The organism is Dactylosporangium darangshiense (genome assembly GCF_039537565.1).
In the GTDB taxonomy this organism is placed as follows: domain Bacteria; phylum Actinomycetota; class Actinomycetes; order Mycobacteriales; family Micromonosporaceae; genus Dactylosporangium; species Dactylosporangium darangshiense.
In genome coordinates this window covers 32363-51608 of sequence record NZ_BAABAT010000062.1, presented here as the reverse complement: position 1 = coordinate 51608, position 19246 = coordinate 32363, and the positions used below count along the sequence as shown (strand labels likewise).

The window sequence follows — 19246 nt, the reverse complement described above, 5'->3', positions numbered from 1 at the left end:
ACGACCTGCCGGGCATGATCGCCGCGCAGGGCATCCTGACCAGCCGGGGCGGCAAGACCTCGCACGCCGCCGTGGTCGCCCGCGGCATGGGCAAGACCTGCGTGTGCGGCGCCGACGAGCTCGACGTGAACGTCCACAAGGGACAGTTCAACGTGAACGGCCACGTGGTGTCCGAGGGCGACGTCATCTCCATCGACGGCACGACCGGACGCGTCTACCTCGGCGAGGTGCCCGTCCAGCCCTCGCCCGTGGTCCAGTACTTCGAGGGCACCCTCGACCCGCAGGCCGACCCGCTCGTCTCCGCGGTACACCGCATCCTCACCCACGCCGACGAGCGGCGCCGGCTGCGGGTGCGCACCAACGCCGACACCGGCGAGGACGCGGCCCGGGCGCGGCGCTTCGGCGCGCAGGGCATCGGCCTGTGCCGCACCGAGCACATGTTCCTCGGCGAGCGCCGGGCCCTCGTGGAGCGGCTGATCCTGGCCCGCACCGCCGAGCAGCGCGACGCCGCCCTCGCCGAGCTGCTGCCCCTGCAGCGCGCCGACTTCACCGAGCTGTTCCGCGCGATGGCCGGCCTGCCGGTCACGGTGCGCCTCATCGACCCGCCGCTGCACGAGTTCCTGCCGCCCCTGGAGGACCTCGCGGTGAAGGTCGCCGTCGCCGAGGAGCGCGGCGAGGACCCGGGCCGGGACAAGGACCTGCTCGACGCCGTGCGCCGGATGCACGAGGAGAACCCGATGCTGGGCCTGCGGGGCGTGCGCCTCGGCCTGGTGATCCCGGGGCTCTTCGCGATGCAGGTGCGGGCGATCGTCGAGGCGGCCGCCGCCGTGCCGGGCGCGCAACCGGAGATCATGGTGCCGCTCGTCGGCGCGGTGCAGGAGCTGGAGACGATCCGGGCCGAGGCCGAGAAGATCATCGGCGAGTTCGACGTCGACGTGAAGATCGGCACGATGATCGAAGTGCCGCGGGCGGCGCTGACCGCCGGCGACATCGCGCAGGCCGCCGACTTCTTCTCGTTCGGCACCAACGACCTGACCCAGATGGGCTGGGGGTTCTCCCGGGACGACGTCGAAGGGGCGTTCTTCTGGCGGTACCTCGAGCTGGGCATCTTCGGCGTCTCGCCGTTCGAGTCGATCGACCGCGACGGGGTCGGCCGGCTGGTGCGCATCGCGGTCGACGAGGGCCGCGCCGCCCGCCCGGAGCTGCATTTCGGTGTCTGCGGCGAGCACGGCGGCGACCCCGACTCCGTGCACTTCTTCCACGAGGTCGGCCTGGACTACGTGTCCTGCTCGCCGTTCCGGGTGCCGGTCGCGCGCCTGGAGGCGGGCCGCGCCGCCATCGAGTCCACCGGCTCCGACTCGCGCTAGGCAGCGCCGGCGAGTCGGGCAGGTGCAAGGTCACCGGGTTTCGAGTCCCCGGTGAGCGTCGTCGGGTTTCGAGTCCCCGATGAGGCACGAGAAAGGCCGGGGCAACGGCGCCCCGGCCTTTTTCCAGGCGCCGACCTAGATTTCGAGGTCATCCTCGACGCGCCCGAGCTGGTGGCGCGCCAGGGCCAGGTTGGCCCGCGTGCGCAGCAGCACGAGGTAGAGGAACAGGTCCTTGCCCGAGCGGCCGGTGACCGGGCGGATCAGGTGGTATTGGTTCGCCAGCGTGATCAGGATGTCCTCGATGTCGTCCTGCACGTTCAGCATCTCGATGGTGCGCATCTTGGCCCGCACCACGTCCGTGTTGCCGGCCGCCGCGACGGTCAGGTCGAGGTCCTTCGACCCGCCGAGCACGCCGAGCGCCGCGCCGCTGTTGTAGTCCACGAGCGCGACGCCGATCGCGCCGTCGATCTGCATGAGTTCCTTGAGCGCGGTCTCCATGTCCGCCATGGCAGCCTCCGTGAGCTTTCTGCTAGGGGAAGGTTCGGCACTTCGTCCGGCCGGCGCCGAGGGCGAACGCCCACCACAGCGGGCTGCGCCTCCTCGAGCATGCGCCGCCGGCGGTCGGCGTGGTCGCACACCTGGTCCGCGTTTACCGAGCCGTCCGCGCCCAGCCGGCGGGCCAGCACAACGGGCAGATTACCGTGCGTTCGGTGATCAGCACTCCCCGCATCCGTCCAGGAATGACTGACCGGACGGTTTTCGAATTTTGCAATGTGCACGTTTGACCTACATGCGTGCCGGAAAGGGAATACCGTGCCCTCTCCCCACGGTGCAACTTGCGGCTGCGACGGTCGTCGACCCGGCGTATGGTGGGTCCCCACGTCGACCGCGGAGGTGTGTATGGGGAGTCGCTGGTACGCCCTGATCGTGGACGCGGTCGACCCGGAACGCCTGGCCCGGTGGTGGGCCGAGGTGCTCGACCACCGCATCGAGAGCGTATCGCCGCGTGAGGTCGTGATCGGCCCGGCCATCGACGGTCATCCACGTATCGTCTTCCTCCGTCACGACGACGCCAAGCAGTCCAAGAACCGGCTGCACCTCGACCTGCGCCCCGACGACCTCGACGCCGAGCTGGAGCGGCTCGTGAACATGGGCGCCCGGCACGTGGACGTCGGCCAGCCCGAGAGTGCCGCCTGGGTGGTGCTGGCCGACCCCGAGGGCAACGAGTTCTGCATCATCCGGCCGAAGCGATGACCTTCGCCAAGACCTACCGGCTGGCGATCGCGGCGGGCCTCGGCCTGCTCACGGTCGCCGCCGGGGCCTTCGCGCTGTACTCCGTCCGGCAGGTCCTCGTCCAGGTGATCATCGCGCTGTTCGTCGCGGTGAGCCTCGACCCCGCGGTGCGGCTGCTGATCCGCCACGGCGTGCGCCGCTCGATCGCGGTCGGCATCATCCTGCTGCTGGGGCTGGCGATCCTGGCCGGGTTCATCTGGTCGCTGGCGCCGCCGCTGGTCGGGCAGGCCGGCCAGCTGCTGGACAACGTGCCGCGCTACCTGCAGGAGCTGCCGGACCGCTCGCGCGCCTACCGCGAGATCGCCGACCGCTACGGGCTCACCGAGCGCCTGACCGACCTCGCCAAGTCCCTGCCGGCCAAGATCGGCGGCGGCGCGCTCGGCGTGCTCACCGGCGTCTTCAGCGCGCTGATCAACATCCTGCTGGTCAGCGTGCTCACGATCTACTTCATGGCCGACCTGCCGCGCATCCGCCGCGGCCTGGTCCGCCTGGTGCCGCGCTCGAGGCGGCCGCGGGCCGCGCAGGCGATCAACGTGGTCGTCGACAAGGTCGGCGGATACATGATCGGCAACCTGATCATCTCGGTCTTCGCCGGCGTCACCTCGGGCGTGTGCCTGTTCGTGCTGGACGTGCCCTACGCGCTGCCGCTGGCCGTGTGGGTGGCGCTCACCGACCTCATCCCGATGATCGGCGCGACGGTCGGCGCCGCCGGCTGCTGCCTGGTCGCCCTGGTGACCGGCGACATCGTGTCCACGATCGTGCTCGTGGTGTTCTTCGTGGCCTACCAGCAGGTGGAGAACTACCTGATCGCGCCGCGGGTGCTGCGCAACACCGTCGACCTGTCCTCGATCGCGGTCCTGCTGGCCGCGCTGACCGGCGGCGCCATCCTCGGCGTCGTCGGCGCGCTGATGGCGATCCCGGTCGTCGCCGCGGCCAAGGTGCTCATGACCCCGGTGGTGGAGGCGCTCAACGAGCCGCCGGCCCGCGACGAGCCGCCGGCCGATCCGCCGGTGCCGATCCCGACGCCGCGAGATGAGGACTCTTCTAAGCTCGACACGTGACCAACGCCGATGCCGATCGCTTCGTGGCCGAACCGGTCAAGGACACGGTCACCACGCCCGCTGACAACGGCCGCGGCCCGTTCCAGCGCGACCGGGCCCGCGTGCTGCACTCGGCCGGGTTCCGCCGCCTCGCCACCAAGACGCAGGTGCACACGGCCGGCACCGACGCGTTCCTGCGCACCCGGCTCACCCACTCGCTGGAGGTGGCGCAGATCGGCCGCGAGATGGGCGCGCGCCTGGGCTGCGACCCCGACGTCGTCGACGTGGCCGGGCTCGCGCACGACCTCGGCCACCCGCCCTTCGGCCACAACGGCGAGGACGCGCTCGACGCGGTCTCCGCGGCGTGCGGCGGCTTCGAGGGCAACGCGCAGACACTGCGGGTGCTCACCCGCCTGGAGGCGAAGGTGGCCGGCGCCGGGCTCAACCTCACCCGCGCCTCGCTCGACGCGGTGTCGAAGTATCCGTGGCAGCGGCAGCCGGGGCGGCGCAAGTTCGGCGTGTACCCCGACGACCTCGCGGTCTTCGAGTGGCTGCGCCTCGAGCCGGGCTCCCGGCGCTGCCTGGAGGCGCAGGTCATGGACTGGGCCGACGACGTGGCCTATTCGGTGCACGATCTCGAGGACGGCATTCACGGTGGGTACGTCCACCTGGCGCCCCTGCGCACCGACGCGGACGAGCGGGAGGCGCTGTGCGCCGACGTCGCCGCCGCGTACTCGCAGGAACCGGCCGCCGACCTTGACGCCATCCTGCTGGAGCTGCTCGCCGACCCGGTCTTCGAGCCGCTGGACGACTACGACGGCAGCCACGGCGCGCAGATCGCGCTGAAGCGGATGACGAGCGTGCTGACCGGCCGGTTCGCCGCCGCCGCGGTGGCCGCCACTCGGGAGCGCTACGGCCCCCGCCCGTTGCGCCGCTACGACGCGGACCTGCTCGTGCCGCCCCTGGTGCGCGCGCACTGCGCACTGCTGAAGGGGATCGCGCTGCGCTACGTCATGCGGCGGCCGGGTTCCTCGCAGCGGTACGCCGACGAGGTACACATCCTGCAGTCGCTCGTGGCCGCGCTCCTGGCGCGCGAGGGCGACGGCCTCGACCCGGTCTTCGCCCCGATGTGGCGAAGCGCCCCCGACGACGCGGCGCGCCTGCGGGTGGTGATCGACCAGGTGGCGAGCCTGACCGATCCAGCCGCGGTGGCGTGGCACGCGCGCCTTACCCGATCGTGAGTGGCGTGCCACGCGCGCCTGACCGGACCGTGAAAGGCTGGAGACATGGCTGATGAGCGCATCTTTGTGATCGTCGGGGCGAGCCTGGCCGGCGCGAAGGCGGCGGAGACGCTGCGCGCCGAGGGCTTCACCGGCAAGGTGGTCCTGATCGGCGAGGAGATGGAGCGGCCCTACGAGCGCCCGCCGCTGTCGAAGGGCCACCTGCAGGGCAAGGAGGGGGCCCGCGAGAAGGCGTTCGTGCATTCCCCGGACTGGTATGCCGACAACGACGTCGACCTGCGCCTGGCTACCCGGGTGACGCACCTCGACCCGGCGGCCCACACGATCACCCTCGACGGGGTCGACGAGCTGCGCTACGACAAGCTGCTGCTGACCACCGGTTCGCGGGTGCGGACCCTGGACATCCCCGGCTCCGACCTCACCGGCGTGCGCTACCTGCGCACGATCGACGAGTCCGACGCGCTGCTGGACCACCTGCGCAAGGCCGCCAACGTCGTGGTCATCGGCGCCGGCTGGATCGGCCTGGAGACCGCCGCCGCGGCCCGCCACCACGGCGCGAACGTCACCGTCGCCGAGATGGCCGACCTGCCGCTGCAGCGCGTCCTCGGCGACGAGGTGGCCGCCATCTTCGCCGAGCTGCATCGCGCGAACGGGGTGGACTTCCGGTTCGGCACGTCGGCGGCCGAGTTCCGCGGCAGCGACGGCCGGCTCACCTCCGTCGTGCTCTCCGACGGCACCGAGCTGCCCGCCGACGTCGCCGTCATCGGCATCGGCATCCGGCCCAGCACGGAGCTCGCGGTGGACGGCGGCCTCGCCGTCGACAACGGCATCCTCGTCGACGCCAACCTGCGCACGTCGGCCGAGGACGTCTACGCCGCCGGCGACGTGGTGAACCTCAACCACCCGCTGCTGGGCGAGCGGGTCCGGGTCGAGCACTGGGCCAACGCCCTCAACGGCGGCAAGTACGCCGGGCGCGCCCTGCTCGGCGAGGACGTCGTCTACGACCGGGTGCCGTACTTCTTCTCCGACCAGTACGACCTCGGCATGGAGTACAGCGGCTATGCGGCACCGGGCGGCTACGACCGGGTGGTGTTCCGTGGCGACCCGTCCATCGTGGACGGCAAGGCACCGGAGGTCGTGGTCTTCTGGACCAAGGACGGCCGGGTGCTGGCCGGCATGAACGTCAACGTCTGGGACGTCACCGACGACATCCAGAACCTGGTCCGCGCCGGCTTCGCCGGCCGCGCCGTCGACCTGGACCGCCTCGCCGACCCCGAGGTCCCGCTGGCTGACCTGCTCGCCTGAGGGGCCCGGACCAGGGGCACCACGACGGCCAGGAGCGCCACCGCCAGGGCGAAGAGCAGCCACACCTCGCCCAGGGCGGTGGCGCCGGCGGCCAGCAGCGGGCCGGCCCACATCCCGGCCGTCATGGCGAAGGTCAGCGCCGCGTTGTAGCGGCCGCGCAGCGCCTCCGGGGCCAGCGCGTTCACCAGCGCCGGCAGCGCCCCGGACAGCAGCAGCTCGCCCGCGCCCATGAGCGCCGCGGCCACCGCCAGCGCCGCGCGGCCGCCGAGCGGGTGCGCGGCCGCCTGCACGGCGCACAGCACCCAGCCCGCCGACCACACGGCCGCCGCCGCGGCGATCAGCCCCGCCGGGCGCAGGCGGCGGCCGAGGCGCAGCGCCACGGGCAGGCCCGCGACGATGGTGAGGCAGTTCGTCACGCTCGCCCACGACATGCCGGCCGGGTCGCCGGCGAGGACCGCGAGGACGGGCAGACCGGCGTTGTACACGCCGTAGCCCGCGGCCGACACCAGCCCGGCGACGAGCAGCAGCCGCAGCAGCGCCCGGTCGGCCAGCAGCGCCCGGTAGCCGCCCGCGTCGCGCGCCTGGCCCGCCGGGCGGGCGCCCGACGCCCACACGCAGGCCACCGCGGCCGCGCAGGTGGCGGCGGCGACCCACCACAGCGCCGAAGGATCGACGCCGGCCGAACCGCCGACGATCGGGCCGCCGATGGCCGCGCCGGCACCCATGCCGGCGTTGAACAGCGCGAACTGCAGCGTGAACGCGCGCCCCTGCGCGCCGGCGGGCACGAGGGCGGCCAGCAGCGCCGAGTACGCCGGCAGCGTCACCGACCACCCGAAGCCGACCGCGGCGACGGCGAGCCCGAGCAGGACCGGGTCCCGGGCGGCGGCGACCAGGGACAGGCCGGCGACGGTGGCCACGAGCCCGGCGGTCATCGCGCGGCGCCCGCCGTAGCGGTCGGCTAGGGCGCCGCTGAGCCCGTTGCCGGGCAGGCTCGCGAGGGCCAGCAGCGACGTCATCGCCGTCGCGGTCGCCAGCGGCACGCCCTTCGCGCCGTGCAGCAGGATCACGAGGTAGGGCTGCGTGAGCCCGATGCCGGCCGCCGAGATCACGTCGCCGAGGAACAACCATCGGACCGCACGGTTCATGGCGGCAGTCTGCGGCGGGCCGATTGGCGCCCGCTTGAGCCGCCGCTCCAAGTCCGCCGCAAGTTCCGGCCAAGCGGGGCGCGGGAGCCTTTGGTCGTACCACCGGAGCTCGTTCGAGGAGACTGAGATGCAGAAGACCGATTCCACGCCCGTCGTGCGCACCGCGGTGCGCTCGGGCGGCCTCGCCACCAACCACAGCCAGGCCGCCCCGGCCGGCACCGACCGTGACCGCGCCGCCGGACCCCGTTGACGAGGCGGTAGCGCGGCACGCGGCGGCCCTGACGGCGTGGGACGAGGGCCGCTACGCCGAGACGGTGCGCCTGTGCCGGCGGGCCCTCGAACTGCTCGAGGCGCAGGCCGGCGCGGGCCACCCCGACGTCGCCAACGTGCTGACGCTGCTGGCCGGCGCGCAGGACGAGCTCGGCGCGCACCGCGAGGCCGAGGCCGGACACCGCCGCGCGGTCGCGGTGCTGGCCGCCTTCCCGCACGCCGGCGGCGACCTGCTGCGCCTGCGCGTCCAGGCGGCCCTGGGCCTGGCCGGCTGCCTGCGCCGGCAGGGCCGCTACGCGGAGTCCGAGCGGCTGTACCGCGCCGCGCGCGACGACGCCGCGGGCTGCACCGAGCTCGAACTGGCGCCGCTGCACAACGACCTCGGCGTGCTCCACCGCTTCGCCGGCCGGCTCGACGAGGCGCACGCCTGCTACGCGCGGGCGCGCGCCGCACTGGAGGCGGCGCACGGCCCGGACGCGCCCGAGCTGGCCCCCGTCTGGCACAACCTCGCCGGCCTAGCGCACGCCCGCGGCGAGCCCGCCGAGGGCGTGGCATACGCCCGGCGTTCGCTGGCGCTGCACCGGCTCGCGTACCCGCCCGGCCACCCGGCCATCGCCGCCGACGAGGCGCAGCTCGCCGCGCTGCTGCACGCGGCGGGCCACCCGGCCGAGGCCGAGCCGCTGCTGCGCGCCGCGATCGCGACCCTCGCCGCGCCCGGGCGCTACGGCCCGGACCACATCGACGTCCTCGCCGCCCTGCACAACCTGGCCGCGGTGCGCGCCGACCTGGGCGACAAGGCCGAGGCGGCGGCCCTCTACCGGCGCGCCCTGGACGGCAAGCGCCGCACGCTCGGCCCCGACCACCCGGAGACCGTCCTGACGCTTACTTCCCTATCCGCGGTGATCGCCCCCGCAGGCCCTGTCTGATTGACGTAACCGCACGCCATCGACAGGCAGGCATGAACGCTCCTAGCATTGCCTAATCGACTTCCATGGATTTAGGGGGGCTTCTGTGGAGATCAAGGGCAATCAGTACGGAGTGATCCAGAACGCCGACGCGATCAACAACTACGGCGGAGTGGGCGCCGGCGCGAGCATCGACGCTCGTTCGCTCGAGCGGACGATCGATGCGCTGCGCGCCGATGTCGTTCGAGCGCGCGAGGAGAACCTCATCGAGCCCGGCGTCGCCGATGCGGTCGATGCGGAGCTGGTCGCGGCGGGCGACGTCGTCCGCTCCGGTCCGGCGCCCGCCGCGGCCGCGCACCTGGGCCGCGCGGCACGCCTGGTTCAGGCGGCCTCGACCGCCCTGCCGTATGCCCAGCTCGGCGCCGCATTGACCGCCGCTGCGGCTGCGGCGGCCGGCATCCTGCGATGAGCACATGATGAGCATCCGAGATCGGATCGCGGGCGACCAGTTCGGCGTCATCAACAACGCCGACAACATCAACAACATCAACGTTGCGTACGGCGACCAGACCGACTGGCTCGCCATCGGTCAACGCGAGCTCGCCGAGGAGTACTACCCCGCAGCCATCGAGGCATTCGAGAAGGCACTGCACCAGGACCGCCGGGACGAGGAGCGGGCCGCCGCCTACTGCTACACGGCGCTGGCGAAGCTGGCACGTGTCAGGCCCGCGTACCGTCCACCGGCCGAGATCGACCACGTGGTCATGTGTCTGAGCAACGCCCAGAAGATGCCGCTCGCCGGGTTCCTCGCGGCGCTCGTACAGGAGGACTGGTACCAGGCGGACAGCATGAGCGAGCCTCGCCCGCTCGGGCGGATCGCCGACCGCGGTGCCGTCGCGCGCCTCAACGCCGACGAGGTGCGGCTCGTGACCAAGCACCTCGTGCCCACGCCGGGCGTGACCTGGCGCCTGCTCGTGGAGCGGGCCGCCGAGCTGGACATCGAGGTGCTCGAACACGAGACCGGCGGCCCGCAGGTTCGTGTGCCCGACGACGAGCGTCGCATTGGTGTCCGCCGGTACTTCAAGGAGCTGCCACCCCGCCCGGACGACGTGCCGATCCGGACCACCGTCGCCCTGCTGATCGGCGGGCCACTCAGCGGCGCGACGGCGATCGCGATCGCGACGAGCTCCATCGCGATGGCGGCTCGCGTCGCGATCGTCGTCGCCGCCCTCGTCGTGGCGGCGGTGGCCGTCGTCGTCGGCATGATCCTCTACCAGGACGTCCGCGTGTACCGCCGCAAGCTCGCGATCTACGAGGAGGGCCAGGAGATCGCGGCGATGCGGCCCAGCGACGCGCAGCTCGACGAGTGGCTGCGGCAGGACGTCGAGCGGATACAGGCCGAGGGGGCACAGCGGCACCGGCTCGACCCGGGCTCACAGGATCGCGGCGGCGACCTGCTCGCGGAGCCCCAGACGGTGGTCGGCGTCTCGCGGCTGCGCCAGAAGCGGGCCGAATACCGGCGGGTCCAGGACGGGCCGTTGCGGCACGCGTACCGCATCGTGCGGACGCAGACCAACACGCTGGTGGCGCGCAGCCGCGTCGGCGCTGACGGAAAGATCCGCTCCGATCACTACCACGTCCTGGTGACGTACCTGAGCAAGCATCGGGTGTGCGTGTACCGCTGCGAGCTCGACTTCGCGACGGGCCGAGCCACGAGCCACGCCACACAGGCGTTCCACTACGCCGACGTTGTCGCCATCTCTTCGCACACCATCTCGTCTCGCAAGGAGATCGACGAGGCCGGCCGGATGCTGTTCGACGACGGCTCCGGGCAGTACCAGGAGACCTTCCTGGACCAAAGCTTCGTGCTGTCGCTGCTCGACGGCGACAAGATCCAGGTCGGAGTCGGCGTGTCCGACGGGCACGACGACCACGGTCGGCTGCAGATGGCGTGGAAGAACGGGCAGGTGCAGCGAATCATCGAGCGGATGGTCTGGTCGCGCAAGGAGAAGGAACAGCACCGCTAGTCGCCGCAGCCCGGGTGGGCAGCGGCGGGACCGGGCCGCGGGCCGTCACGGCCGGCGGCCCGCGGTGGAGTAGAGCAGGTGGCTGCGCAGCACCAGCCGCGGGTCGTGCACGACGTCGCGCAGCTCGTCGAGGCGCTCGGGGGTGAAGCCGGCGGCGAGGAAGTCGTCGCGCAGCTGCGCGACGTTGGCGTGGATCAGGCGGGCGCCGGGCGAGCCGCCGGGCCACGAGTCTGCGCTGATGCGGGTGGTGACGCCGGTCAGGCCGGCGTCCTCCATCGCCCGGTGCAGCCGGGGCGCCCAGCTCGGGTCGTTGCCGCGGGCCGGCAGCACGTCGGTGATGAGCGTGCGGTGGTACTCCTCGACCAGCTCCCGCGCCCGCACGCTCGGCGCCGAGAGCACCAGCCCCGGGTTGAGGGTGGTGGTCGACCACTCCTCGAGCACCAGCGCGCCGCCGGGCGCGAGCGCGGCCGCCAGCCGGCGCAGGATGTCCTCGCGGTCGGGTATGTGCAGCAGTACCAGCCGGGCATGGATGAGGTCCCACGGGCCCGGCGGCACCGGCTCGCTGCGCAGGTCGTGCCGCAGCGTCTCGTATGCGGCGCCGTCGGGCAGGTGCCGCAGGTTGATGTCGGTGGCCAGCACCCGCCCGGCCGGACCCGCCTCGGCGGCCAGCCACGCCGCGACGCTGCCGCCGCCGGCGCCGAGCTCCAGGCAGCGCCGGCCGGCCAGCGGGCCGAGGCCGGCCAGCCGCTCGCGGGTCGCCGGGTCGAGCATCGCCGCCAGGAACTGGTGCCGGTCGACGGCCTCCGGGTCGTCGTTGGAGAACGCGTAGTCGAGGCCGGCCGCCATCAGCTGCGCGCCAATGTGACGGCCTTCATGAAACGCATCTCATGGCGGACTGCTCCCCCGCATGGTCGGCATAGATCGCAATGAGTGTATGCCGCAGGGGGTGGTCTATGTCATGAGGTCCCGGACGACGTCGTCGGGCGGCGGCATCCGGGCGATCTCGGCGGCGATCGTGCGGGCCGCGGCCCGGAACTCGTCGCCGCGCCCCGGCAGCAGCCGCCAGGCGAGGTCCTCGATCGCGTCCGCGTTGGCGCCGGACTCCGCGGTGAGCCCCGCGCCCGCGGTGGTCACCGCCTCGGCGTTGCCGAACTGGTCCGCGCCCTGGGGCAGGAGCAGCTGCGGCACCCCGGCGGCGAGCGCGCCCAGCGTCGTGCCGCTCCCGCCGTGGTGCACGACGAGCGTGGCGCGCGGCAGCACGTCGGCCTGCGCCACCCACCCGTGCACGGCGACGTTGCGCGGCAGGTGCCCGAGCCGCGCCGGCGGCACCTGACCGGCGGCCACCACGACCCGCATCCCGAGCCCGGCGACCCCGGCGACGGCCGCACGCAGCACCTCGGGGGTGCCGAACGAGGTGCCGAGCGTGACGTAGACGAACGGCCCGTCGATCCGCACGGCCTCGCCCGGCGGCGAGAACGCCACCGGCCGCAGCGGGATCCGCTCGGCCGTGGCCAGGAACCCGGGCTCCTGCAACGAGGCCGGGCAGATGTCCAGGTGCGGCCGGTCGGCGACATCGGCGGGCAGGTCGAGCCCGATCCCCGCCGGGTACATCCGCCCGAACCCGTGCCAGAGCGAGGGAATCCCCGCCCGCTGGGCCGCGACGGCGGCGCCCGGCAGCCCCCACTCGTGCACGACGAGCTCGGCGCGCAGGCGCTCGAGCTCCGGCTGGAGGTCCTCCGGGTACATCTCGTAGAAGCAGTCCCCCGGCCGCAGCACGGCGAGCCCGGCCCCGCGCAGCGCCGCGTGGACCTCCTCACCCACGGCGAAGTGCACGTCGTGCCCGGCGCGCTGCGCGGCGACGGCGAGCGGCACCAGCGGGTAGGCATGACCCGGTGCCGCAAGGCTGGCGAAGACGACGCGCATGCTGCCGAATCTACGCCGTCCGCGGTTGACCCCTGCGTTCGGCGATCTGCTCGGACCCATGGCTCACCGCTACTCGCCGTGCCCGGGTTCGTGGGGGCGGTAACCCAGCCGGCCGGGCCGCCGGTCGTGGTCCGCCGGCTCGATCACCTGACGGCCGCGTCACCGGGTATCGGGCCGGAGCGGGCGCCGCTGGTGCGACCCGACGGGGTGCCGCAGTTTCCGTGAATCAAGCCGGTCTCGGGAAAAAGTAGCGCGCGCGTAAGCGATCTCCTCGATGCGAGAGCCGTGTGTCGAAGCGAATGCCGTCCTCGTGAGCGTCAACGGCGCGACTTCGGCGGCGGGCCGTCAGATCTCCCTCAACCGTACATGAGGCCACCAAATCAAAGCCCGAGCCGACCACGCAGAGCGATAATCCACAACCCTCCGTGGTTAAGCTGCCCGGCGCAGGGGGCGACTGACATGGGCCTCGCCCTGGATCAGGCGCAGGCGGGCCGGGGCGGGAGTCGGTGCGGCCGGCTCCTCGTCCAGCGCCGGTGGGCGGCGGAAGCGCCACGGTGGGCCCTGGCGGCCGGCGGGCGGGCGGCCGGGGTCCAGGGCCGGGCGGGACAGCGCGATGACGATCGCGTAGCCGGCCAGGACGAAGCCGTGGCTGATCAGCCTCGTCGTCTCCACGGTGCCGGCCATCAGGTCACTCGTGCTGAGCAGGGCCAGCAGGGCCACGAACGCGGTCAGCATGGGCAGGGCGCCGGCCGGGGTGGCGCGGCGGGTGGCGATCCAGGCGAAGCCCGCGCCGATGGCCACGTTCCAGGCGGCGGACTCGTGGAAGACGTGGCCGGAGCCGTGCAGGTGGGTGGCGGTCGCGGCGGCGGCGGCCTGGGTGATGCCGAGCACGAACTGGGCGGCGCCGAATGCGCCGAGCAGGGTGCGCAGGACGAGCACCAGGCGGCGGCGCTGCTTCGGGAAACCCGCCATCAGCCGGGAGACCGGCGGCGGGGACGCGGGCATCGGCTGCAGGCGCACGAGCCGGGTCACGGCCAGGGCCTCTCGCTCCCAGTCCCGGCAGGCCGCGCAGGACGCCAGGTGGGCGTCGACCAGCGCCGGCTCGATCGCTTCGTCCTCGCCGTCGATCCGGGCCGACAGCGCCTCTCGGTACCGCACACACTCCACGGTTGGATTGTCGCCGCTCACGGCGAGTTAGTTCCAGCCTGCGGAGAAGCCTCCGCAGAAGCCTCCGAAGAAGCGTGCGCAGAAGCCTCCGAAGAAGCCTGCGGATACAAGGCCGAGACCCACAGGTGGGTCAGCGTGTCGACGAGCACCGCGCGGTCGGAGAACGGCGCCACCCCGCAGGCGGCCAGGTAGTACAGGCGCTCGCCGAGCCACGTGAGCGACGCGGCCAATGCCGGCACGTCGACGCCTGCCAGATGCGTGTCGGACCGGATGCGGGCCACGGTGGCCTCGGTGAACGTCGCCATCTGGGCGAGCCAGAGCTCGCGCAGCTGCGGGTCGGAGCCCCAGCTCTCCACGATCGCGCGCAGCACGCCCGCGTTGGCCAGCCACAAGGTTGCGCCGGCGTCGATGCCGGCCCGCAGGGCCTCGCGCGGGGGCGTCTCCGCGGCGATCCACGGCTGCGCGGCCTCGTGGCCGGCGCCGACGGCGCGGCGCACGAGCTCAGCGAGGACCGCCTGCTTGCCCGGGAAGTAGAAGTAGAAGCTCGCGCGGGACACCCCGGCGGCGGCGATGATCTCGGCGACGCTCAGCGAGTCGAAGGTGCGCTCGGCGAGCAGGTCGCGCAGCGCGTCCAGGACTCGTTCGCGAAGGTCCCCCGACGAAGGATGGCGGGCGTTCACGGCTCCCACGGTACCGTATATGCAGTCTGGACATAGTGACCAGACAGATTGTATGGTCGCCCCCATGGGAATGCGGTACACGACGTTCGGGCGCACGGGACTGCGGGTGCCCGAGTTGGTGCTCGGGGCGATGACCTTCGGGGAGCAGGGCGGCGTCGGGGCGCCGCTCGAGGAGTGCCGGCGCATCCTCGATGCCTACGCCGAGGCCGGCGGCAACATGATCGACACGGCGATCAACTACCGCGGCGGGGCGAGCGAGGAGATCCTCGGTCAGATCATCGGCGAACGGGACCGGTTCGTGCTCGCCACGAAGTACACGGTGACGAGGGACGCCGCCGATCCGAACGGGGGCGGCAACCACCGGCGCAACCTGCGGCTGTCGCTGGAGACGAGCCTTCGGCGGCTGCGCACCGACCACGTCGACGTCTACTGGGTGCACATCTGGGACCGGCACACGCCGATCGAGGAGACGATGCGCGCGCTCGACGACGCGGTGTCGGCCGGCAAGGTGCTCTACGTGGGCATTTCCGACGCGCCGGCCTGGGTGGTGTCGCGCGCGAACACGCTCGCCGAGTGGCGCGGCTGGACGCCGTTCGCTGGGCTGCAGGTGCCGTACAGCCTGGTCAACCGCGACGCCGAGCGCGAACTGCTGCCGATGGCCGAGGCCTACGGCATGGCCGTGACGGCCTGGAGCCCGCTCGGCGGCGGCATCCTCACCGGAAAATACGATAAATCTGAAATGTCCGGAAAATTCCGGCTAGCCCCCGACGCCCTCAGCGACCGCGACCGCGCCATCGCCCAAGCCGTGCGCAACGTGGCCGACGAGATCGGCGCCACGTCGGCCCAGGTAGCGCTGGCGTGGACACGACGGCGCAAGGGCGTCCTACCCATCCTGGGCGCCCGCAGCGAGGCCCAGATCCGCGACAACCTGGGCTGCCTGCAGATCAACCTGACCGATGAGCAGGCCGAGACCCTCGAAGCAGCGACGGGCTTCCAAAAGGGCTTCCCCGCCGACTTCATCAGTCAGACGACGCCGTGGGTTCTGGGTGCAGCCGCAGTAGATATGTATCCATGATCCAGCCCTTGCGGGCACGGGCCTCGGCGCGGACCGACGCGATCTCGTCGATCACCGCGTCGAGGCGGCCCGCGATCAGGATCTCGTCGGGGGTACCGAGGTAGGCGCCCCAGTAGATGTCGATCGGCAGGTCGCGGTACGCCGAGCAGGCCAGCCCCGCGTCCAGCATCACCACCACGTCGGAGCAGCCGGCGGGCCACCCCGCCGCGAGCCGGCGCCCCGTGGTGATGTGCACCGGCCCCGCGACCCGGTTGAGCGTCACCCGGTGCCGCGCCGTCAGGATCTGCACGCTGGAGATGCCCGGGATCACCTCGTAGCCGACGTCGTGCCCCGCCGCCCGGATGCTGTCCAGCACGCGGATGGTGCCGTCGTACAGCGCCGGGTCCCCCCACGCCAGGATGCCGCCGACGCCGCCGTCGGGCAGCTCGCGCTCGACCGCCTCGGCGAGCAGCCGGGCGCGCTCGTCGCGCCAGTCGCGCACGGCGCCCTCGTAGTCGGCCGCGGCGCGGTCGCGGGGCGGATCGGGGATGATCACCGTGCGGTACGAGCCGGTGACGTATCGCGAACACAGCGCCCGCCGGGCCTCGGTCAGCTCCGCCGCGGCCTCGCCCTTGTCGAGGACGAAGAACGCGTCGCAGGCGTTCATCGCGTTGATCGCCTGGACGGTCACCTGCTCCGGGTCGCCGGCGCCGACACCGATGATCAACACTGTGCGCATCCGCCCATCCTAGGAGGCGGGATATGCCCGGGTCTCGGCCGCCTTGACCGCCACCCAGACCTCGCGGCCCGGCGTGAGCTGCAGGTGCGCCGCCGCCGCGGGCGTGACGTCGGCGGCCACGCTCAGCGCGCCGGTCAGCTGGATGCGCAGGTTGTCGCCGTGGCGCTGGATGCCGGCGATGGTGGCCGGCCAGGCGTTGCGCGGGCTGCCGTCGGGCCGGGCCGGGTGCAGCGCGACCGCGGCAGGCGGGAACGCCACGAACGCCTCGCCCTGCAGCGCGTCGGCCGTGGTCAGCGCCACGCCGCCGACGTCGACCGCGTGGCCGTCGGCCCGCCCGCGGTACAGGTTGAGCCCGACCAGCCGCGCCACGTACTCGGTGCGGGGCCGCGCGGTGATCTCGGCCGCGTCGCCCTCCTGCACCACGGCGCCGCCCTCGAGGATCACCAGCCGGTCGGCGAGCACCAGCGCGTCGAGCGGGTCGTGTGTCACCAGCAGCGTGGCGCCCGGATGATCCGTGAGGTGCCGCTGCAGCTCGGCCCGGGTGTCGGCCCGCGTGCCGGCGTCGAGCGCGGCGAGGGGTTCATCCAAGAGCAACAGCCGCGGTTGTACCGCAAGAGCCCGCGCCAGGGCCACCCGCTGCGCCTGGCCGCCGGAGAGCTGGCGGGGCTTGCGGCGCGCATGGTCGGCCAGGCCGACGCGGTCGAGCCAGGCCAGCGCCTCGACCCGGGCGGCGCGCCGGTCGCGGCCGTGCCGGCGCGGCCCGAACGCCACGTTGTCGAGCGCGCTCAGGTGCGGGAACAGCAGGTAGTCCTGGAACACCACGCCGATCGGCCGGTTCTCCGGCGGCGTCCACAGCCTCGTTTCGGGCCGGTCCAGATCGCGCCCGTCGAGCGCGATGTGCCCGTCGGTGAGCGCGGCGAGGCCGGCGAGGGCCCGCAGCGCCGTGGTCTTGCCGGCGCCGTTGGGGCCGAGCAGCGCGACGACCTCGCCGGCGGCGATGCCGAGGCGTGCGTCGAGCCGGAACGAGCCCCGCTCCACAACCAGGTGCGCATCGAGGTAGGTCATGCCGTGGTGACCCATTTGTCGCGCAGCGAGGCCAGGATCGCCACCGAGACGGCCAAGAGGATGAGGCTCAGCACGATCGCCGCCTGCAGGTCGGTCTCCAACGCCAGGTAAACCTCCAGCGGCATCGTCCTGGTCCTGCCCGGGAAGCTGCCGGCGAACGTGATGGTGGCGCCGAACTCGCCCAGCGCCCGCGCCCAGCACAGCACGCCGCCGGCGGCGATGCCGGGCGCCACCAGCGGCAGCGTCACGTGCGTGAACGTCGTCCACCGCCCGGCGCCCAGCGTGGCGGCGGCCTCCTCGTAGCGGCTGTCGGCGCCGCGCAGGGCGCCCTCGACGGCGATGATGAGGAACGGCATCGCCACGAACGCCTCGGCGAGCACGACCGCGGTCGTGGTGAACGGCAGCGTGACGCCGAACGTGCGGTCCAGCCACTCGCCGAGCAGGCCGCGGCGGCCGAAGACGAGCAGCAGCGCGACACCGCCGACCACGGGCGGCAGCACCAGCGGCACCGTCACCAGCGCGCGCACGACCCGCCGGCCCGGGAACTCGACCCGGGCGAGCAGCCAGGCCAGCGGCACCCCCAGCAGCATGCACACCACCGTCGCGATCGTGGCGCTCTGCAATGACAGCCGCAGCGCGGTGAGCACGCCCGGCTGGGTGAGCCGCTGCGGCAGCGTGGTCCACGGCGCCCGGATCAGCAGGCCGGCCAGCGGCAGGACGAGGAAGGCGAGGCCGAGCGCGGCGGGTACCAGCAGTGCTGCCGGCACCCGCCGCGAGCGGTCACGGCGCCTGGAAGCCGGCATTCGCCAGGACGGTCTTGCCCTTGTCGGACAGCACCCAGGCCACGAACGCCTGTGCTCCGGCCGCGTTGGGCGCGTTCTTGAGCACGACGATCGGGTAGTCGTTGATGGCACCCGCCGACTCGGGGAACTCGACGCCCTCGACGTCGGCGGCGGAGGCCTTGGCGTCGGTGCGGTACACCAGCGCCGCGTCGACCTCGCCGAGCTTCACCTTCGACAGGGCGCCCTTGACGTCCTGCTCCAGCGTGACCGGGGTGAGCTTCACGCCGGCGGCGTCGAGGGCCTTCTTCGCGGCCGCGCCGCACGGCACCTGCTCCGCGCACAGCGCCACCTTCACGCCGGGCTTGGTGAGGTCGGACAGGCCCTTGACGCCCTTCGGGTTGCCCTTCGGCACGGCGATCACGAGCTGGTTCTTGACGAACGTGGTCGGGGCGCCGGAGCCGTTGCCGGCGTCGGTCACGGTCTTCATGTTGGCCGGCGCCGCCGAGGCGAACACGTCCGCCGGCGCGCCGTTGTTGATCTGGGTCGCCAGGGCCGAGCTGCCGGCGTAGTTGAACGTCACCTTGGCGCCCGGGTTGGCCGCCTCGAAGTCCTTGCCGATCTGGTTGAACGACTCGGTCAGCGACGCCGCCGCGAAGACGGTGACGGTGCCCTTGACCGTGCTCGCGGTGCCGCTCGATGTGGGCTGTGCGGTATTCGCGGGCTTGTCGGCATTGTCGCCGCACCCGGCGAGCCCGACCAGCGCGACCATGAGCGCCGCCAGTGCGGTGCGCCTCATGAGTGACTCCTCCCCTTGTCGACACGCTCCACCACAACGGTGGTCGACTTGATCACCGCGACGGCCAGCGAGCCGACCTGCAGGTCGAGTTCGTCGGCGGCCTCGCGGCTCATCAGCGAAACGATCCGGAACGGCCCGGCCTGGATGTCGACCTGCGCCATGACCGTGTCCTTGACCACCGCGGTGACGATGCCGCGCAGGCGGTTGCGGGCCGACGAGCCGTCGGAGCGCTCCTCCGCCTCGGCGGCCTGCGCCCGCGCGAACGCGGCCAGGTCGACGCCGTCGATCACGCGGTGGCCGTTGTCGTCCCGGCCCGCTGCGAGCCGCCCGGAGTCGACCCAGCGGCGCAGCGTGTCGGCGCTGACGCCGAGCAGTTCGGCCGCTTCGCCGATCCGGAACATGGTCATGAACGAAAGCCTAGTGGCCGCACTTGCGAGGACGAATAGG

20 protein-coding genes and 1 pseudogene are annotated in these 19246 nt (G+C 72.8%); 10 read left to right on the top strand and 11 right to left on the bottom strand.

Going from position 1 to position 19246, the window contains the following annotated elements; translation table 11 throughout:
• On the top strand, nt 1-1367 hold a 1367-nt coding region (locus ABD901_RS52500; RefSeq protein ID WP_345142048.1), incomplete at its 5' end, for a putative PEP-binding protein.
• Nucleotides 1368-1502: 135 nt separating this feature from the next.
• Here ABD901_RS52500 and ABD901_RS52495 read toward each other — a convergent pair.
• Nucleotides 1503-1874, bottom strand: coding sequence for a hypothetical protein (locus ABD901_RS52495; RefSeq protein WP_345142045.1), 372 nt, complete (start codon nt 1872-1874; stop codon nt 1503-1505).
• Nucleotides 1875-2267: 393 nt separating this feature from the next.
• Between ABD901_RS52495 and ABD901_RS52490 the strand changes: the two genes are divergently transcribed.
• From ABD901_RS52490 to ABD901_RS52475, 4 genes are read left to right on the top strand one after another with little or no spacing between them, the layout of a single operon-like run.
• Nucleotides 2268-2621 (top strand): VOC family protein, encoded by a 354-nt coding sequence (locus ABD901_RS52490; protein WP_345142041.1) that lies wholly within the window; start codon nt 2268-2270, stop codon nt 2619-2621.
• A complete protein-coding gene (locus tag ABD901_RS52485; RefSeq protein ID WP_345142039.1) occupies nt 2618-3721 on the top strand; it encodes an AI-2E family transporter in 1104 nt (367 codons plus the stop codon). Before ABD901_RS52490 ends, ABD901_RS52485 begins: the two co-directional genes overlap by 4 nt.
• The gene (locus ABD901_RS52480; protein ID WP_345142036.1) at nt 3718-4941 is read left to right on the top strand and encodes a deoxyguanosinetriphosphate triphosphohydrolase; all 1224 of its coding nucleotides are present in this window, start codon (nt 3718-3720) and stop codon (nt 4939-4941) included. Before ABD901_RS52485 ends, ABD901_RS52480 begins: the two co-directional genes overlap by 4 nt.
• Before the next feature lie 45 nt (nt 4942-4986).
• Nucleotides 4987-6246 (top strand): NAD(P)/FAD-dependent oxidoreductase, encoded by a 1260-nt coding sequence (locus tag ABD901_RS52475; protein ID WP_345142033.1) that lies wholly within the window; start codon nt 4987-4989, stop codon nt 6244-6246.
• On the opposite strand, the pseudogene ABD901_RS52470 reads toward ABD901_RS52475, so the two are convergent.
• Nucleotides 6180-7391: pseudogene (locus ABD901_RS52470) on the bottom strand (MFS transporter); the annotation flags it as partial. The gene ABD901_RS52475 and the pseudogene ABD901_RS52470 sit on opposite strands and share 67 nt — an antisense overlap.
• A 127-nt stretch (nt 7392-7518) precedes the next feature.
• Between ABD901_RS52470 and ABD901_RS52465 the strand changes: the two are divergent.
• From ABD901_RS52465 to ABD901_RS52450, 4 genes are all read left to right on the top strand, one after another.
• Nucleotides 7519-7641 carry a hypothetical protein gene (locus tag ABD901_RS52465; protein WP_345142031.1) on the top strand — a complete coding sequence of 41 codons (123 nt, stop codon included), beginning with the start codon at nt 7519-7521 and terminating at the stop codon, nt 7639-7641.
• On the top strand, nt 7616-8587 hold the full coding sequence (locus ABD901_RS52460; protein ID WP_345142026.1) for a tetratricopeptide repeat protein: 972 nt from the start codon (nt 7616-7618) through the stop codon (nt 8585-8587). Before ABD901_RS52465 ends, ABD901_RS52460 begins: the two co-directional genes overlap by 26 nt.
• Nucleotides 8588-8672: 85 nt before the next feature.
• Entirely contained in the window at nt 8673-9035 is a 363-nt protein-coding gene (locus ABD901_RS52455; protein ID WP_345142023.1) for a hypothetical protein, read from the top strand.
• Between the two features lie 4 nt (nt 9036-9039).
• Nucleotides 9040-10593 (top strand): hypothetical protein, encoded by a 1554-nt coding sequence (locus ABD901_RS52450; RefSeq protein ID WP_345142020.1) that lies wholly within the window; start codon nt 9040-9042, stop codon nt 10591-10593.
• 45 nt (nt 10594-10638) lie between these two features.
• Here the strand turns inward: ABD901_RS52450 and ABD901_RS52445 are convergent, their stop codons facing one another.
• The 4 genes from ABD901_RS52445 to ABD901_RS52430 form a co-directional block, all read right to left on the bottom strand.
• Nucleotides 10639-11439: a class I SAM-dependent methyltransferase gene (locus ABD901_RS52445; protein ID WP_345142017.1), complete on the bottom strand. Its 801-nt coding sequence runs from the start codon at nt 11437-11439 to the stop codon at nt 10639-10641.
• 105 nt (nt 11440-11544) lie between these two features.
• Complete coding sequence (locus ABD901_RS52440) at nt 11545-12516, bottom strand: glycosyltransferase (RefSeq protein ID WP_345142014.1); 972 nt, start codon at nt 12514-12516, stop codon at nt 11545-11547.
• A 429-nt stretch (nt 12517-12945) separates the two neighbouring features.
• Nucleotides 12946-13674: a zf-HC2 domain-containing protein gene (locus tag ABD901_RS52435; RefSeq protein ID WP_345142010.1), complete on the bottom strand. Its 729-nt coding sequence runs from the start codon at nt 13672-13674 to the stop codon at nt 12946-12948.
• Nucleotides 13675-13700: 26 nt separating this feature from the next.
• Nucleotides 13701-14363: a TetR/AcrR family transcriptional regulator gene (locus tag ABD901_RS52430; protein WP_345142007.1), complete on the bottom strand. Its 663-nt coding sequence runs from the start codon at nt 14361-14363 to the stop codon at nt 13701-13703.
• Nucleotides 14364-14427: 64 nt separating this feature from the next.
• Between ABD901_RS52430 and ABD901_RS52425 the strand changes: the two genes are divergently transcribed.
• The gene (locus ABD901_RS52425) at nt 14428-15438 is read left to right on the top strand and encodes an aldo/keto reductase (RefSeq protein WP_345142003.1); all 1011 of its coding nucleotides are present in this window, start codon (nt 14428-14430) and stop codon (nt 15436-15438) included.
• On the opposite strand, the gene cobF is transcribed toward ABD901_RS52425, so the two are convergent.
• From cobF to ABD901_RS52400, 5 genes are read right to left on the bottom strand one after another with little or no spacing between them, the layout of a single operon-like run.
• Nucleotides 15383-16156 carry a precorrin-6A synthase (deacetylating) gene (cobF, locus tag ABD901_RS52420; RefSeq protein ID WP_345142000.1) on the bottom strand — a complete coding sequence of 258 codons (774 nt, stop codon included), beginning with the start codon at nt 16154-16156 and terminating at the stop codon, nt 15383-15385. The two genes, ABD901_RS52425 and cobF, sit on opposite strands and share 56 nt — an antisense overlap.
• Before the next feature lie 9 nt (nt 16157-16165).
• Nucleotides 16166-17236 (bottom strand): ABC transporter ATP-binding protein, encoded by a 1071-nt coding sequence (locus ABD901_RS52415; protein ID WP_380138179.1) that lies wholly within the window; start codon nt 17234-17236, stop codon nt 16166-16168.
• Nucleotides 17218-18024 (bottom strand): ABC transporter permease, encoded by an 807-nt coding sequence (locus tag ABD901_RS52410; protein WP_345141994.1) that lies wholly within the window; start codon nt 18022-18024, stop codon nt 17218-17220. Before ABD901_RS52410 ends, ABD901_RS52415 begins: the two co-directional genes overlap by 19 nt.
• Entirely contained in the window at nt 18002-18799 is a 798-nt protein-coding gene (modA, locus tag ABD901_RS52405; RefSeq protein ID WP_345141991.1) for a molybdate ABC transporter substrate-binding protein, read from the bottom strand. The genes ABD901_RS52410 and modA overlap by 23 nt, the downstream gene beginning before the upstream one ends.
• On the bottom strand, nt 18796-19206 hold the full coding sequence (locus ABD901_RS52400) for a TOBE domain-containing protein (protein WP_345141987.1): 411 nt from the start codon (nt 19204-19206) through the stop codon (nt 18796-18798). The genes modA and ABD901_RS52400 overlap by 4 nt, the downstream gene beginning before the upstream one ends.
• Between the last annotated feature and the right edge of the window lie 40 nt (nt 19207-19246).